This window comes from Crystallibacter degradans, assembly GCF_012952295.1.
GTDB classification, from domain to species: domain Bacteria; phylum Actinomycetota; class Actinomycetes; order Actinomycetales; family Micrococcaceae; genus Crystallibacter; species Crystallibacter degradans.
The window spans coordinates 205,852-221,064 of sequence record NZ_JABBCH010000001.1; the positions used below are offsets into that span (position 1 = coordinate 205,852).

The following is a 15,213-nucleotide window of genomic DNA, read 5'->3' on the forward strand; positions in this document are numbered from 1 at the left end:
TTTTCAGCATTGAATCGACGGGCGAGCTGCCCAACTGCTTTTACGGTAGGTGGTGGCGCTCACGGCTGTAAATGCAGGACTGCACTAGGTCGCTTTATTACGCCTGTGCAGGTGTACAAGGGCGATTAGTTCGATGGCGCCGGCCGGACCAAGTCAGGAACGCGCAGCCAGCACTGCCGAGTAGAGCTCGCGCTTGCTGATCCGCGCGTCCGCTGCGACCGCCGCGACGGCGTCCTTCAGGCGGGAACCCTGGCTGATCAGCTCATTCACCGCTGCAACATGGTCTTCGGCCTGCTCCGGCTCTGCATCCGGGGCTCCGGCAACAACGACGGCGATTTCCCCGCGCACCTCGGATGTCTCCGCCCACTCCAACAACTCGCGCACTGGGCCGCGGAGCACCTCCTCATGCAGCTTGGTCAGTTCGCGGCAGACCGCTACGCGCCGGTCCGGACCGAACGACGTGTGCAGCGCCCGAAGCATCGGCTCGAGGCGGTGCGGGGCTTCGAAGAACACCATGGTCCGCCTTTCGTCCGCCAGGTCGGAGAGTCTGGCACTGCGCTCCCCTGCCTTGCGCGGCAGGAAGCCTTCGAAGGTGAACCGGTCCGTTGGCAGACCCGACAGGGCAAGCGCCGTAAGCACTGCCGACGGCCCCGGGATGGCGGTGACCACCACGCCGTCCTCGACGGCGGCTTCGACCAGGCGGAAGCCCGGGTCCGACACTGCAGGCATGCCGGCGTCGGTCACCATGATCAGGGTCTTGCCGCCGCGGATGAGCTCCAGCAACTCGGCGGTCCGGGTGGCTTCATTGTGCTCGTGGTAGCTGATGATTTTCCCGGTGGCAGTGATGCCCAGCGCATTCAGGAGTTTGTGGAGCCGGCGCGTATCTTCCGCGGCCACAATATCGGCGGTCTGCAGCAACTCCACCAGGCGGGTGGAGGCATCCCCGATGTTGCCGATGGGCGTGCCCGCCAGCACGATTTGTCCGCGGCCCGCGCTGTCCGGCTTTTCCTGCTCATTCACACGTCAACCCTACCGCTCCGCTACGGGAAGCGAGCCGGCATAGTGCTTGAATGACCGTCGTCTTGGACACCTTCGTCCAGCCGAACACCAACCTTCAGAGGCTGGAGACTTCTTGTCCCGAGAAGTATCTGGAGTGAGTGGTTCTGATAGCGCTCAATGAACCGCTGTTCAACGACACGACTTCCCAGTCGTTGCTAGGCCGTCGTTCTTCGGCCTCAAAACGGGCATGAGTGCTTCCCGGTGGCCGTTTTTCCCCGGAAACTCGCGGACACGCCGATCGCCGGTCCTTCGGTTGTACTCAATGAGAAATCCCGGCATCAGTTGCCACTCCCCTCCCGCTCAATTTGAGTCAGCCTAACAGCGAGGTCGCAGGATGCTTCGAGAGCCAAGGCTGACATGTGCACAATGGCGACGTTTCGCAGCCCCGGTAGATAAGGTCTACATGTGGCTTCATTGAACTGTCAGCCCTGCCCACAGCGCCCACGGGGTCGTGCCACCCCGGCTTGCTCCCAGCAAGTTACTCGCGGGTAACATGTTTACCGTGACCCAGACCACCAGCCAGCGACAGCAGGAACCGGAGCGCCCGGCGCACTGGCTTCAGCCGCCGGCACATGCCTTCAAAGCAGAGGTCCTCAAGCGGCGTCTGCTGGGCTCGCCTGTAGCCTTCGGGATCTGGGGCTGGCTGGTCCCCGTGTTGGCCGCGGTGATCGGCGGAATCCTGCGCTTCTACCGGCTGGGCGAACCCGGCTCCCTCGTTTTCGACGAGACCTACTACGTCAAGGACGCCTACTCCTACCTGCAGTCCGGCTACGAGCGTGAGTGGCCGGAAGACGCCAATGATTCCTTCAACGCTGGCAAACCGGACATCCTGCTGGACTCCCCCGAATATGTGGTCCATCCGCCGGTCGGCAAGTGGATGATCGCGTTCGGCATGTGGCTGTTCGGCTCCGACAACGGCTTCGGCTGGCGTTTCGGCGCGGCCCTGGCCGGCACACTGTCCATTTTGATGATCGCGCTGATCGCCCAGAGACTGTTCAAGTCCCCCGTCCTGGGCGGTGTCGCCGGTCTGCTGACCGCCGTCGACGGCCACCATCTGGTGCATTCACGCACCTCGCTGCTGGATATCTTCCTCGCCTTCTGGGTGGTCGCGGCGTTCGGTGCACTGCTGCTGGACCGCGACGACGGACGACGGCGGCTGGCCGGCAAAATGGCGGCTCTCGCCGGGCCGTCCGGGGTACCTAATAAACTGCCGTTGCTCTACGGTCCGTTAGTGCTGTGGCGGCCATGGCGGCTGGTGGCCGCGGTCTGCATGGGTCTCGCCGTCGGAACGAAGTGGTCGGCGCTGTCCTTCGTCGCGGTGTTCTGTGTGATGGCCGTGCTGTGGGATGTCAATGCACGCCGCATTGCCGGAATCCGTGGCTGGATCTCCGGCGGGGTCTTCCGCGACGGCGTGCCTGCGTTCTTCACCATGATGCCGCTGGCCGCGGCTACCTATCTGGCCACGTGGACGGGCTGGTTCCTGTCCGAAGATGCCTACCACCGGCAATGGGCCCGGGACAATGCCGGCGGCATCTGGGGCTGGGTGCCGGACCCGCTTCGCTCCCTCGCCGAGTACCACCGCAGTGCCTACACCTTCCACAACGGGCTGGATTCCGAGCACCCGTACCAGTCCAACGCCTGGACCTGGCTGTTCATGGGCCGGCCCACCTCCTTCTACTACCACTCGGATAAGAACGGCGTGAACGGATGCGCCGTCGACACGTGCTCCACCGCCGTGACGGTGGTGGGCAACCCGCTCATCTGGTGGGCCGCGGCACTGGCGCTGATCGCCGTCGCCTTCGCCTGGCTGGGCCGCCGCGACTGGCGCGCCGGCGCGATCCTGGCAGGACTGGCCGCCGGCTACCTCCCATGGTTCCTGTTCCCGGACCGCACCACATTCTTCTTCTACGCCATCTCCTTCCAGCCGTTCCTGATCCTGGCCCTGACCTATGTGCTCGGCCTGTTCCTCGGCAAACGGACCGACCCGGCGTGGCGGCGCCGCCAGGGACTGGTGGTGGTCGGCGGGTTCATCATTGCCGTGCTGCTGGTCTCGGCGTATTTCATGCCGGTCTGGACGGCCGAGCAGATCCCTTACGATCAGTGGCGGTGGCGGATGTGGATGCCCAGCTGGGTATGAGCAGACGGCCACGGGCAACACGAAACCCGAACCATACCCAACGATGAAAGTGAGAACGCGGTGCGCGAAGCATCAACCGAACTGCTGGAGCGCATGCCGGACGGCTCCAACATCACGGACATTCTCCTGGCGCGGCACAAGCGCAACCCGCAGCATGCGCTCTATGCCGTGAAGCGGGCCGGCGTGTGGACCGATGTGTCCGCCGCCGAACTCCTCGGCCAGGTTTCCTCTCTGGCCAAGGGGCTGATCAACGCCGGCATCCGGCCCGGGGACAAGATCGCCGTGATGTCCAAGACCCGGTTCGAGTGGACGGTGGTAGACCTTGCGGGCTGGTTTGCCGGCGCCGTGGTGGTCCCCATTTATGAGACGTCCTCGGCCCACCAGGTGCAGTGGATCCTCTCCGATTCCGGCGCCAAGCTCGTCTTTGTGGAGGACGAGTCCAAGGCCGCCGTCGTGAATACGGCCATGCAGGAGCTGCCCGCCCCGCTGCCGGTCTGGACCATGGCCGGCAAAGACCCGGGCCTGGCCGAACTCCGGGCGCAGGGCGCTGCCGTATCGGATGAGGAGCTGGAGCAGGCCCGCACCTCGCGCACGTTGGAGGACGCGGCGTCGTTGGTTTACACCTCCGGCACCACGGGCCGCCCGCGCGGCTGCATCATCACCCACGGCAACTTCGCCGAGCTCGCCCTGAACACCACGGAATTCCTGCCCGCCATCCTCAAGGAACCGGGCGCCAGGTCGCTGATGTTCCTGCCCCTGGCCCACGTCCTCGCCCGCGCCGTCCAGGTCATCTGCCTCGCCGCCGGCGTGAAGATGGGCCACACGGCGAGCATGGCGGACTTGATCGATGACCTCCGCACGTACAACCCCACCTTCCTGCTGGTGGTGCCGCGCGTGTTCGAGAAGGTCTACGCATCCGCCAAGCAAAAGGCGCACGACGACGGCAAGGGCCGCATCTTCGACGCCGCGGCCGACACCGCCGTCGCCTATTCGCGGGCAGTCGACGCGCGGGACCGCGGCACCGGCTCAGGCCCGGGCCCGGTCCTGAAGCTCAAGCACGCCGTGTTCGACAAGCTGGTCTACGCGAAGCTGCGCGCCGTCTTCGGCGGCCAGGTCGGCTTCACGGTCTCCGGTGCCAGCGCCCTGAATCCGCATCTGGCGCACTTCTTCACCGGCATCGGCGTTCCCGTGCTCGAGGGCTACGGGCTGACCGAATCCACCGCGCCCGCCGCGGTCAACCTGCCGGGCCGCAACCGGATCGGCACCGTCGGCCTGCCGCTGCCGGGCACCACCATCCGCATTGCCGATGACGGCGAGGTGCTGATCAAGGGCATCGGCATCACCCCCGGCTACCACAACACCGAGGACGCCAACCGGGACAACTTCACGGACGGCTTCTTTCGGACCGGTGATCTGGGCACAATTGACGACGACGGCTTCCTCACCATTTCGGGGCGAAAGAAGGACCTCCTGGTCACGGCCGGCGGCAAGAACGTCGCCCCGGGTCCGTTGGAGGACGCGCTGCGGGAGCACCAACTGGTGTCGCAGGCCGTGGTGGTCGGCGAGGGCAAGCCTTTTGTGGCAGCGCTGCTGAGCATCGATCCCGACGGCCTGGCCGCCTGGAGCCAGTCGCAGTCCCGGGAGGGTATCAGCGTTGCCTCCGCCGGTTCGGATCCGGCGGTGCTGGCGGAGCTGCAGGGCGCGGTGGACCATGCCAACAAGCTGGTCTCCCGCGCCGAGCAGATCCGGAAATTCACGGTGCTCCAGCAGGAACTGACCGAGGCTTCGGGACACATGACGCCGTCGCTGAAGCTCAAGCGGACGCAGGTCATCGAGGACTTCACTGCGGACGTCGACCGCCTCTACAGCTGACCTGGCCGCTTCGGCTGAAGCCTCCTCTACAGCTGATCTGGCGCCCCGCCGTGCTTGCTGTGCGGGCCGCCGGAACGGCTAGAAGCCTTCGCGCAGGTCCTGCAGGTAGCGGGCGCGGGCGGCGGCGAGCTTCTCGGAGCTGCGCTCCCGCCGGGACTTGGTCGGCCAGGTGAAGGCCAGCACCAGCGAGGACACCATCAGCACCAGCACCGCGATCACAATCCCGGCGTCCATCCAGAACTGCGCGGGGAACAGCCGGATCAGCGTGTCGTCCACAAAGAACGTCCACGTACCGTCCGCGAAGAAGACCCCGTGGAACGCGGTGAAGAAGCCCTGCCAGTTCAACGCGCCCAGCACGCCGAGCACGATGATCAGGATCAGGGTGGCCGCCGAGCCGGCGAACAGGCCGCGGCGGATGCCGCCGGGATACGTGCGCGCCAGGTAAATCACCGCGAGCACGGCCAGGACCAGCATCACCGCTCCGGCAATCCACGCGCCCATGATCACGGTCTTCACGTCCGCCATGTGGCCGACCTCGCTGTCGAGGAACAGTTGCTCCCCGTCCGGCCCCACCAGCCCGCCGAGGTAGCGCGGCCCGGCCCAGTTCAGCAGGTAGTCCACGGTGTACGAACCGTAGGTCATCCGGTCCTCGGTGCTGAACCCGAAACTGTCCGCGGGGAAACCCGGCCGGTGGTACTCGATCCACAGGAACAGCGGAGTGCAGACCGCGCGGATCGCCCCGATGATCAGCAGGAACGGGAAAAAGACGGCCAGCATGACCTGCAGGATCCGGCCCGCCGGAGGCTTCGCGTTGACGGCTTCCTCGCGCTCGGCCGCGCGGCGCTCCACGTCCGAAAGCACGGGCCGGTTTGGCTTCGCTGCGCCCGGTTTGGCGCCGGACCCATTGCCCGCTCCGCCTTTGGCTCCGCCAACCGCCGCGGACGACGCCGTTGCTGCCGCCGCCGATGTTTTGCCGGCACCTTTATCTCCGGGCCGGGCGCGGGTCTTCTCCGCCCGCACCGTCTCGTCTGGTCCTGGCTGCCATTCCGGTGCCCGATCCGGCCCGGGGTTCCCGGCGTTCGCTCCGGCGTTCGGTCCGGGGTTTGGTCCGGGCGTCGATCCGCTTGGAACCTGCGCGTCCTTCTGTGGTTCGGTCGAAGACTTAGCGTCACCCTCCGGTCCGCCCGCGGCAGCCCGACGGCCAGTACTGGGCAGCTCGGAGGAGTCGGGTGACGCCGTGGAGGCTGCTTCGCTTGTCGGTCCCTCGCTGCCGGTGGGAGTTGCCGCCGTGGGAGCAGCCTTCGCCGTTGTGGCTTCAGTGCTGGCGGAGTCTGTTCGCGCCTCGGCTGGCGCCGGTCGATCTGTTCCGGGCTGATCCGGATTCGCGGAAACATCGGCCTGCGCAGAAGTAGTGGGCTTCGGTGCCGGGCTCCCCCAGCCGGGGACGGCGTCCGGTTTGAAGCGCGAAGCGGCGGGAGCGCCGCCGTCGCTCTTGGCCGCGGGAACGCCGCCGTCGCTCTTCCCATTGGTAGCGCCGCCGTCGCTTTTCGCCGCGGGAGCACCGCCGTCGTTATTCTTTGCGGTCCCGCGAGGTTCCTTGTTGAAGGCGCTCAGATCCGGCAACCGGCTGGCCTTGCGCATCGGCAACCGGTTGGCCTCGTCAAGGAACCGGCCGCTGGCAGGGACCGGAGGTGCGGGCGCCTCCACCGGGTCGCTGTCGGTATCCGGCGCACGATCCGTACGGGGGTTATCAATGTTGCCGGAGATCCGGTCCTCGCCTGCCACGTTCTCCCTCTTTCCTCGCGCTTGGCACGTCTGTTAAAGACAGTACCGCCGGGAGCGTTCCGGCAGCGGATGCCACCCCGACCACACCTGATGAGTCGCCGAGTTACCGGCGGCTCCGGAGGGAGTCATCCCGGTACCGGCCGGATCAGTTTAAGGACAACTCAGCTGGTCCGGGCGACCTCGCCGGCGTCGAAGCGGCCCAGGTCGCCGCGTTCCCCGGCGTTGTAGGCGCGTCGGCCGAGCACCAAGGTGTAGGTCCAGTACGCGGCGAGCACCAGCGCGCCGATGCCGATGCGGGCCCAGTGCGGCAGATCGCTCGGCGTCACAAAGCCCTCCACGAGGCCGGAGATGAACAGGACCAGCACCAGCCCCAGGGCCACGGTGATCAGCGAGCGGCCTTCCTTCGCGAGCGACGCGGCGCGGGTCATCCGGCCGGGCGAAACCCAGGACCAGAAGATCCGCAGGCCCGCGGCACCGGCAATGAAAATGGCGGTCATCTCCATCAGGCCGTGCGGCAGGATGTAGAGGAAGAAGGTGTCCAGTTGGTCGTAGGCGGCCATCATCCCGCCGGCCATGCCTACGCCTTGGGCGTTCATGTAGAGCACGTACGGCACCCAGAGACCGGTCACGCCGAAGGCAACGCACTGGGCGGCGATCCACGCGTTGTTGGTCCAGACCATGCCGGCGAAGGACGCGTTGGGGTTTTCCTTGTAGTAGTTGACGAAGTCCTCTTCGACGTACTGGCGCAGCTCTTCGTCCGAGCCGATGGCCTTGATGACCTCCGGGTTGCCGGTGACCCAGGCGCCGAAGAGCCAGGACACCAGGATAAAAACGACGCCGATAATGACCGTGAGCCAGCGGATCCGGTAGAACGCGGCAGGCAGCGAAAGCACAAAGAAGCCGGCAACGTCCTCCGCGAAGTTGGAACGCGCGCCGGTGAACTTGGTGCGCGCGCGGGACAGCCGGGTGGAAAGCGCGCCGGAGAGCTGGCTTTCGGGTGCGATCGAGCGGATCATCGACAGGTGCGTGGAGGTGCGCTGGTAGAGCACCAGCAGCTCGTCGGCTTCCTCGCCGGTCAGGCGGCGCTGGGCGCTGAGCTCGTCCAGGCGTTTCCAGTCATGCTGGTGCACCGCGGTGAAGGCATCGATATCCACGCCTCCAGCCTATCGGTCCATGGCCCCGCCGTGCTGGGTAGAGGCGCGCAGTGCTGGGTCGGGCCGCCGGGCGCCCGGCCGGGTCTCCGGGTGCTCGGTAGAGTGGTGGCATGAGCAACATCGTCACGGGCGAGGCCGTCGTCCTGGAACTGCGTCCGGCGTCGTTCGGGGTGCGCGCGCTGAGCTCGATGATCGATTGCATCATCAACTTCCTGCTGCTGATCCTCACCACCGCGTTCCTGGCGGAAACCGTGCAGATCGGCTTCGACCCTGCGGCGGCGCAGGCCCTGGTGCTGACCATGGTGGTGTTTTTCCTCGTGATCGTGCCCGTGACCTTTGAGACGCTCACCCGCGGCAAGTCGATCGGCCGGCTGATCATGGGACTGCGGATAGTGCGCGACGATGGCGGCTCCATCCGCTTCCGGCATGCCTTGATCCGTGGGCTGGTGGGCGTGTTCGAGCTGTACCTGCTGCTCGGTTCCGTGGCGTTCGTCGTCGCACTCTTCAATGACCGGTCCAAGCGGCTGGGCGATCTGCTCGCCGGGACCTACAGCATGCGCGAACGCGTGGGAGTCATCCCGCAGGAACTTCCGCACATTCCGCCCCAGCTGGTGCCGTGGGTGAAGCTGACCGACATGGGGCGGCTGCCGGAGCCGCTGGCCCGCCGGATCTCCCAGTTCATCGTCCAGTCGCCCAAGATGATTCCGGCCTCGCGGGAACGGCTGGCGATCGATCTGGCGAACGAGACCTCGGGCTTTGTTTCTCCCCCGCCGCCAGCCGGGACCGCGCCGGAAATGTTCCTGATCGCGGTCATGGCCGAACGCCGGGAACGCGACTTCGTCCGGCTCAGCCGCCAGTACGAACGGTCCCAGGCCCAAAGCCGGCGGCTGCACTCGCTCCCGTTCCAGGACTGAGCGGTTTCGGTTCCGGACCAACGGCTTGGAACCGAAACCGCAATCAGGTCAGGCCTTGGCGATGGCTTCCTTGAGGGCGCCCAGCAGCAGCGCCACGGAGGCCGGGTTGGCGTTGGGACCCATGAGCCCGATGCGCCAGACGGTAGACGTGAACTCGCCGGCCCCCGCACCGATCTCGACGTTGAAATTCTCCAGCAGGTAGCCACGGACCGCCGCGGCGTCGACCCCCTCGGGAACCTTCACCGTGGTCAGTTGCGGCAGCCGGTGACCCTCGGCCGCGAACAGCTCCAGGCCCATCTCCTGCAGCCCGTCCTGCAAAGCCTTGCCGGCCGAGCGGTGGCGTTCGGTCACCGCGTCGAGCCCCTCCGCCAGGATGCGGTTGATGCCCGCTTCGAGGCTGGCAACCATGCCCACCGGAGCGGTGTGGTGGTAGGCGCGCTGTCCGCCGGGTGCACCATTGGCATAGCCGCCGAGCAGCCCCAGATCCAGGTACCAGGACTGCGGCTTGGGCACACGGCGTTCGAAGGCGCGGTCCGAGATGGTGAACGGTGCGAGTCCCGGAGCCACGCCGAGGCACTTCTGCGTGCCGGCATAACCGACGTCGATGCCCCAATCGTCCGCGCGGAGGGGCATGCCGCCGATGGATGTCACGGCATCGGTAATCAGCAGGGCGTCACCCTTGATGGCGCCGAGCGCAGCGATATCGCTCAGGACGCCGGTGCTCGTCTCTGCGTGGACGGCACCGATCACCGTGGGGTTCGGATGCGCAGCGGCAACCCGCTCGGCGTCCACCGGCGTGCCCCATTCGTGGTCTACGCGCACAACCTCGGCGCCTGCGCGCGAGGCGACCTCGCACATCCGCTCGCCGAAGAGGCCGTTCACCGCGATGACGGCGACGTCGCCCGACTGCACGGTATTGACGAAAGCGGCTTCCATGCCGGCCGAGCCGGTGGCGCTCAGCGGCAGGGTCCGGGCGTTCCGGGTTCCCCAGAGCACCCGCAGCCCCTCGTTGGTCCGGTCCATCCGTGCGATGAATTCCGGGTCCAGGTGCCCGATCAGCGGCAGGCCCAGCGCCGCGGTCGCCTCCGGGTAGGGGTTGCATGGCCCCGGCCCAAACAGATGACGGGTGGGAATGATCCGATCCGGACTCATGGTCATGACGTCTGCATCCTAACGTTGTGAGCGGTTCTCGGTGCAGCCTGGCTGCACGCCTCACTTCATCATGCCAGCCGGTCCGGCTTTCGCCCGCCACGGGGAACGGGCGGCACGGCGCAGCGCTGCGAGCGGTGATTTCGGTGGTTCGGTCCTTCGGGAGTCCGTTCGCGCCCACGTTTAGGCACTTTTTCTCCGCTTTAGCATTCAAGCAATGCTCTGACCTGCGGCGATGCCGGCGGCCCGTTTAGTACCTGGGCTCGAAGGGGCTAGGGCAACTTCACATGGGATCGGGCGGCTACAGAAACGTCGCACCGCCGTCAGCAGCAGCAGGGCCCACGAAAAACCGCGGGCCGGGCACCCGAAGGTGACCGGCCCGCCGTCGTTCGCTGGAGAGCGGTGGTGCGTTGGGACTTAGTAGCGGTAGTGCTCCGGCTTGTATGGCCCCGCCACGTCCACGTCCAGGTACTCCGCCTGCTCCTTGTTCAGTTCCGTCAACTCCACGCCAAGGGCGCCCAGGTGCAGGCGGGCAACCTTCTCGTCCAGGATCTTCGGCAGCACGTAGACCTGCTTGGCGTATTCCGGTTCGCCGGTGGTCGAGTCCGCGGCAGGCTTGCCGGCCTTGGTGAACAGCTCGATCTGCGCGATGGTCTGGTTGGCGAAGGAGTTGCTCATGACGAAGGACGGGTGGCCGGTGGCGTTGCCCAGGTTCAGCAGGCGGCCCTCGGAGAGCACGATGATGGAGCGCCCCTCCTTGCCTGCGGCGGGGTCGGCGTCGAAGACCCACTCGTGGACCTGCGGCTTGATCTCGACCTTCTGCACGCCGTCGATCTTCTCGAGCCCGGCCATGTCGATCTCATTGTCGAAGTGGCCGATGTTGCCGACGATGGCCTTGTTCTTCATCTTGAGCATGTCGGAGGCCATGATGACGTCCTTGTTGCCGGTGGTGGTGATGAAGATGTCGCCCTGGTCCACCACCTTCTCCAGCGTGGTGACCTGGTAGCCGTCCATCGCGGCCTGCAGCGCGCAGATCGGGTCGATCTCGGTGACGATCACGCGCGAGCCCTGGCCGCGCAGCGCCTCCGCGGCACCCTTGCCCACATCGCCGTAACCGCAGACGACGGCGACCTTGCCGCCCATGAGGACGTCGGTGGCGCGGTTGATGCCGTCCGGCAGGGAGTGGCGGATGCCGTACTTGTTGTCGAACTTGGACTTGGTGACCGAGTCGTTGACGTTGATGGCCGGGAAGAGCAGCTTGCCCTGTTCGGCCAGCTGGTACAGGCGGTGAACGCCGGTGGTGGTTTCCTCGGTCACGCCCAGGATGCCGCCGGCAATGCGGGTCCACCGCTGCGGGTCCTCGGCCAGCGACTTGCGCAGCACGTCGAGGATGATCGTGTACTCGTGGGCATCATCGGCGGTGGCGTCCGGAACGGCGCCGGCGGCCTCGAACTCGACGCCCTTGTGCAGCAGGAGGGTGGCGTCGCCGCCGTCGTCGAGAATCATGTTGGGGCCGAGCTCAGGGTTCTCGGCAGCGCCGGGCCAGTTGAGGATCTGCGTGGCGGTCCACCAGTACTCTTCGAGCGTCTCGCCCTTCCAGGCGAACACGGGCACGCCCTGCGGGTCTTCAACAGTTCCCTTGCCGACGACGATGGCGGCTGCGGCCTCGTCCTGCGTGGAGAAGATGTTGCACGAGGCCCAGCGGACCTCGGCGCCGAGCGCGGTCAGCGTCTCGATCAGCACGGCGGTCTGCACGGTCATGTGCAGGGACCCGGCGATGCGGGCGCCCTTGAGCGGCTGGCTGGCGCCGAACTCCTCGCGCAGGGCCATCAGGCCCGGCATCTCGTGCTCGGCGAGGCGGATCTGGTGGCGGCCGGCCTCGGCCAGGGAAAGGTCCTTGACCTTGTAATCGAATGACATGTGTTCTCCTGGGCGTTGGTTAGGCGTCGGTTGCCGGGGTATTCGGGGAATTGTCGGTGGCGGGCTGCTCTTTGGCGGGCTGGGCGCCGGCCTGGCCGGCTTCCTGCAGCGCCGGCGGAAGCAGGACGGGGATGCCCTCGTCGATGCGGTAGCGCAGCTGCCGGCCGCTGGCGTCCTTCGCGCTGGAAACCAGTTCCTCGCCTTCCTGTACCAGCGACGAGCCGGTCACCGGACAGCGCAGGACGGCAAGCAATTCAGGGGAAAGATGTGCCATGGTGATAGTTCCTTTGATCCTGTGATCCTGGCGTCAGGACATACCGGCACGCAGACGGCCCGGGCTGGCCGGCGGCGCGGATTTCTTCACTTCAGGTTATCGCCCTACTGCTGTCCGCGCAGAATGCGCAGGTGACCGCGGCGGGCTCCGCCGGGCTCGGCCGGCGGCTCGATCGGTTCGCGCAGGCCGCGCTGGGCCGGAGCTTCGTCCGGACCGGCGGGCACGGTTCCTGCCTCGCGGACCGCCTTGGCCAGGGCCATCAGGTCATCGGTGTTCGGGACCGGAGGCTGCTCGGGCAGGGCCAGCCGCATGACTTCCCAGCCGCGCGGTACGGTCAGCCGCTCCGCGTGCTCGGCGCACAGGTCGTAGCAGTGCGGTTCGGCATAAGTGGCCAGCGGCCCGAGGACAGCCGTGGAATCGGCATACACGTACGTCAAAGTAGCGATGGCCGACCGTTGACAGGCCGAGCGTGAACATTGGCGTATGGATCCCACGACTATGCATCCTACCCGCCTCAGGCCTGAAGAACGTGCAACGGCACGCTTCGCCGTGCTTTTGGCGGCGCACAGGATTAGAGTCAATATATGAAAAACGGACCATCGCTCAATGTCAGGCTGAGTGATGCAGCGCAGTCCGGCGGCAAATCAAAGCCGTTCGAAAAACGACGGCGGAACCGCCATGGGCGCGGACTGCGCGGTGAGCTTCTGCCCGCCCACCTGCCGGGCAACCGCACCCGGGAAGAACGCTTTGAAGGCTGGGTCTCGGACTCCGCGGAACGGCTTCACTATTTGTGGGGGGACCCCATCGAAGCCACCCAATTCGTGGTCGCCGAAATCCCGCCGAACCTGGAGGAACTGGTTGCTGCAGGCGGCCCCGCGCCCCTTGGCAGCTTCACTCCTGCGGCTCCGGGACGGCCCGCCGTCGTTACTGTCTTCCGGCGTCCGGTGGAACGGGAGGCGGACAGCAGGGAGGAGCTGCCGGAACTGGTTCACGACGTCGTGGTGGAGCAAGCCGCCGAGCTGCTCGGCATGGCGCCCGAGGCCGTTGACCCCAGCTACGGCCGCACCCGCTCCTGACCCAGTCGGCCCAACTGCCTCAGCAGGCCAGCCGGCTCAGTAGCCCAGGAAGACCGGCACGCTCTGCCGGCCCTGCGTTCCAGGCGGAACAGGCAGCACCGAGATGTTCGGCGAGCTGCCGTTGAAGACCACCTGCGAACCGTAGACCGGATCCCCGGTGGCGCCGATCAGGAGGGCCGCCGGATCCGCACCGTTGGCCTTCGGATCCAGCGAGACGGTGCTTCCGCCCGGCACATCGACCACCCGCTCGGTGCCGAGCCGGCCGTTCGCGCTGATCGGCGTCACGCTGACCTTTGCGTTGCCTTCCGGGGCGATGAAGGAGAACCGGGAGCTGACGCCGCCGGGCACGAGGGCCAGGTGTTCGCTGCCCAACCGGTCGGTGGACGGAGCCCAGCCGAAATCGACGGGGTCGCCCTCGCCCGTGCCCCGGCTCACCCGTGCCGAAGCCACCACGGAGACGTCCGAGGTCACTTCCACCGAGTACGTTCCCTGCGGAAGCGAGTCGAGCGGGATAGCCGACACCGTTCCCGCCGCCGCGTTGAACACTCCCCCGCCGGGAAGGGCCACCTGGCCCTTCGGACCGAAAACCCGTACTTGAACCGTGGCGTCACTGGCGCCCGGAACCACAACGTTCAGCGCAGGCGAGGCATTCTCGTACCCGGCCTGCCCGCGGATCTGCTGCGCAGTTTTTTCGTCCTGCACGGCAATCCCGGTGAGCACCTGGCTCAGGCCCGCGCCGGCCGACGGCTGCAGCAGTTCCACGCCGCCAGGGGTCAGTTCGCGCAGGATGCTCTGCTGGATGGTCCCGACAATCGGACCGCCGGAGGAACTGACATGCACGGCCAGCGATTCCTGGTTGGCGGCCAGGCCCGCCAGCACAATGGACTTCGATTCGCCCGGGGCGATGAGCAGCCCGCGGCTGCCGGCGGCCTGGATCGGCCCTTCGGCGCCGACTAGTTCCAGGTCCACCGTGGACGCGGATTCGGTGGCGTTGTACAGGTTCAGCACGGCGCTGCTGCCCACCGTGGTGGAGGCGCCGAGCAGCCAGAAATCGTTCGATGGCGTCATGCAGTTGGCCGCGGCCAAACCGCGCAGGTCACCGTCCTCGGCGGTGTAGGTCATGGTCGCCCCCGCCTGCGGGTGCTGCTGCCCCATCGGCTCCACCGTCAGCACGGTAGCCGCGGAAGTGTCCTGGCTCGGCACCACTTCGGCCAGGACCTTGGTCTCCCCCGCTTCGCTTCGGCCGGTGCTGCCGGCCTCACCGGTGAACTCCGCGATTTCGCGCAGCGGAGAGTCGGAGCCGAGTTCATACAGTGCGCTGCCCGGCACCGTTCCGCCCAAATCACTAAGTACGACGGCGCGTGCCCGGGTTTCCGCCGTCGTGGAGAGAGGGCTGAACTCGGGATCCACCTCTTCGGCCGAGCTGTCCAGGAGTTTCAACGGCTCGGGGCAGACGCCGGTGTACTCGCCCGCCGGAACGGCAGCCGAAACCGGCGGCAGTTCGGCGGCAGCCCGCGGCGGCTGCATGACGCTGCCGGCTACGACGCCACCGGTGCCGAGAACGAGGATGCCCAGCCCGGCGGCAAGGCCAACCAGGCGGCCGTTCTTCTTCCCGACTGCAGGATTGTCTTCCCGGCTGTCCGGGCGCGGCGTTGCGTCCGCCGTCGTACCGGCAGCGGGAGCCGCAGCCTTCTTGGTTGCCGGGGACGAATTTGCAGCCGATGACTTTGCTGCCGCGGCTGCTTCAGCCTTGGCAGCCCTCGCCGCGCGGCGTCCCTTGCGGGTCCCGCGTTTGGCCTTGCCGGGCACAGCGTCCTGCGGATCCGCAGGGGCGGAGTGCTCGTCGGGCTGGTTGTCAGGTGTGTCTGCCATG

Annotated in this window: 12 protein-coding genes; 4 read left to right on the top strand and 8 right to left on the bottom strand. The window is 66.9% G+C overall.

Going from position 1 to position 15,213, the window contains the following annotated elements; genetic code table 11:
• Positions 1-153: 153 nt before the first annotated feature.
• Positions 154-1,020 (bottom strand): 16S rRNA (cytidine(1402)-2'-O)-methyltransferase, encoded by an 867-nt coding sequence (gene rsmI / locus HGO92_RS00870; protein ID WP_346768802.1) that lies wholly within the window; start codon positions 1,018-1,020, stop codon positions 154-156.
• A 532-nt stretch (positions 1,021-1,552) separates the two neighbouring features.
• On the opposite strand from rsmI, the gene HGO92_RS00875 reads away from it, so the two are divergent.
• Together HGO92_RS00875 and HGO92_RS00880 are read left to right on the top strand one after the other, a co-directional pair.
• Positions 1,553-3,196 (top strand): dolichyl-phosphate-mannose--protein mannosyltransferase, encoded by a 1,644-nt coding sequence (locus HGO92_RS00875; protein ID WP_169991036.1) that lies wholly within the window; start codon positions 1,553-1,555, stop codon positions 3,194-3,196.
• A gap of 60 nt (positions 3,197-3,256) precedes the next feature.
• On the top strand, positions 3,257-5,068 hold the full coding sequence (locus tag HGO92_RS00880) for an AMP-binding protein (protein WP_169991038.1): 1,812 nt from the start codon (positions 3,257-3,259) through the stop codon (positions 5,066-5,068).
• A 78-nt stretch (positions 5,069-5,146) separates the two neighbouring features.
• Here HGO92_RS00880 and HGO92_RS00885 read toward each other — a convergent pair whose 3' ends face one another.
• Together HGO92_RS00885 and HGO92_RS00890 are read right to left on the bottom strand one after the other, a co-directional pair.
• Positions 5,147-6,853, bottom strand: coding sequence for a TIGR01906 family membrane protein (locus HGO92_RS00885; RefSeq protein WP_346768803.1), 1,707 nt, complete (start codon positions 6,851-6,853; stop codon positions 5,147-5,149).
• Between the two features lie 161 nt (positions 6,854-7,014).
• The gene (locus HGO92_RS00890; RefSeq protein WP_346768804.1) at positions 7,015-8,007 is read right to left on the bottom strand and encodes a stage II sporulation protein M; all 993 of its coding nucleotides are present in this window, start codon (positions 8,005-8,007) and stop codon (positions 7,015-7,017) included.
• A gap of 110 nt (positions 8,008-8,117) precedes the next feature.
• On the opposite strand from HGO92_RS00890, the gene HGO92_RS00895 reads away from it, so the two are divergent.
• Entirely contained in the window at positions 8,118-8,921 is an 804-nt protein-coding gene (locus HGO92_RS00895) for an RDD family protein (RefSeq protein ID WP_139005229.1), read from the top strand.
• A gap of 48 nt (positions 8,922-8,969) precedes the next feature.
• On the opposite strand, the gene HGO92_RS00900 is transcribed toward HGO92_RS00895, so the two are convergent.
• The 4 genes from HGO92_RS00900 to HGO92_RS00915 all read right to left on the bottom strand — a co-directional run bounded on the left by HGO92_RS00900 (position 8,970) and on the right by HGO92_RS00915 (position 12,758).
• Entirely contained in the window at positions 8,970-10,079 is a 1,110-nt protein-coding gene (locus HGO92_RS00900; protein WP_169991040.1) for a pyridoxal-phosphate-dependent aminotransferase family protein, read from the bottom strand.
• A 408-nt stretch (positions 10,080-10,487) separates the two neighbouring features.
• Complete coding sequence (gene ahcY / locus HGO92_RS00905; protein ID WP_139005227.1) at positions 10,488-11,990, bottom strand: adenosylhomocysteinase; 1,503 nt, start codon at positions 11,988-11,990, stop codon at positions 10,488-10,490.
• Between the two features lie 19 nt (positions 11,991-12,009).
• Positions 12,010-12,264: a Trm112 family protein gene (locus HGO92_RS00910; RefSeq protein ID WP_139005226.1), complete on the bottom strand. Its 255-nt coding sequence runs from the start codon at positions 12,262-12,264 to the stop codon at positions 12,010-12,012.
• A gap of 104 nt (positions 12,265-12,368) precedes the next feature.
• A complete protein-coding gene (locus HGO92_RS00915; protein WP_139005225.1) occupies positions 12,369-12,758 on the bottom strand; it encodes a DUF3499 domain-containing protein in 390 nt (129 codons plus the stop codon).
• A 90-nt stretch (positions 12,759-12,848) separates the two neighbouring features.
• Here HGO92_RS00915 and HGO92_RS00920 point away from each other — a divergent pair, with 90 nt between their 5' ends.
• Positions 12,849-13,340, top strand: coding sequence for a metallopeptidase family protein (locus tag HGO92_RS00920; RefSeq protein WP_169991042.1), 492 nt, complete (start codon positions 12,849-12,851; stop codon positions 13,338-13,340).
• A 36-nt stretch (positions 13,341-13,376) separates the two neighbouring features.
• Here HGO92_RS00920 and HGO92_RS00925 read toward each other — a convergent pair whose 3' ends face one another.
• Positions 13,377-15,212, bottom strand: a complete 1,836-nt coding sequence (locus HGO92_RS00925) for a DUF5719 family protein (protein WP_205834080.1) — start codon at positions 15,210-15,212, stop codon at positions 13,377-13,379.
• Position 15,213: the final 1 nt, after the last annotated feature.

Bases quoted from the DNA above. Each gene is read 5' to 3' on its own strand.
- HGO92_RS00875 (WP_169991036.1), top strand. From the start codon at position 1,553: ATGTTTACCGTGACCCAGACCACCAGCCAGCGACAGCAGGAACCGGAG.
- HGO92_RS00895 (WP_139005229.1), top strand. From the start codon at position 8,118: ATGAGCAACATCGTCACGGGCGAGGCCGTCGTCCTGGAACTGCGTCCG.
- HGO92_RS00900 (WP_169991040.1), bottom strand. From the start codon at position 10,079: ATGACCATGAGTCCGGATCGGATCATTCCCACCCGTCATCTGTTTGGG.
- ahcY (WP_139005227.1), bottom strand. From the start codon at position 11,990: ATGTCATTCGATTACAAGGTCAAGGACCTTTCCCTGGCCGAGGCCGGC.
- HGO92_RS00910 (WP_139005226.1), bottom strand. From the start codon at position 12,264: ATGGCACATCTTTCCCCTGAATTGCTTGCCGTCCTGCGCTGTCCGGTG.
- HGO92_RS00920 (WP_169991042.1), top strand. From the start codon at position 12,849: ATGAAAAACGGACCATCGCTCAATGTCAGGCTGAGTGATGCAGCGCAG.
- HGO92_RS00925 (WP_205834080.1), bottom strand. From the start codon at position 15,212: ATGGCAGACACACCTGACAACCAGCCCGACGAGCACTCCGCCCCTGCG.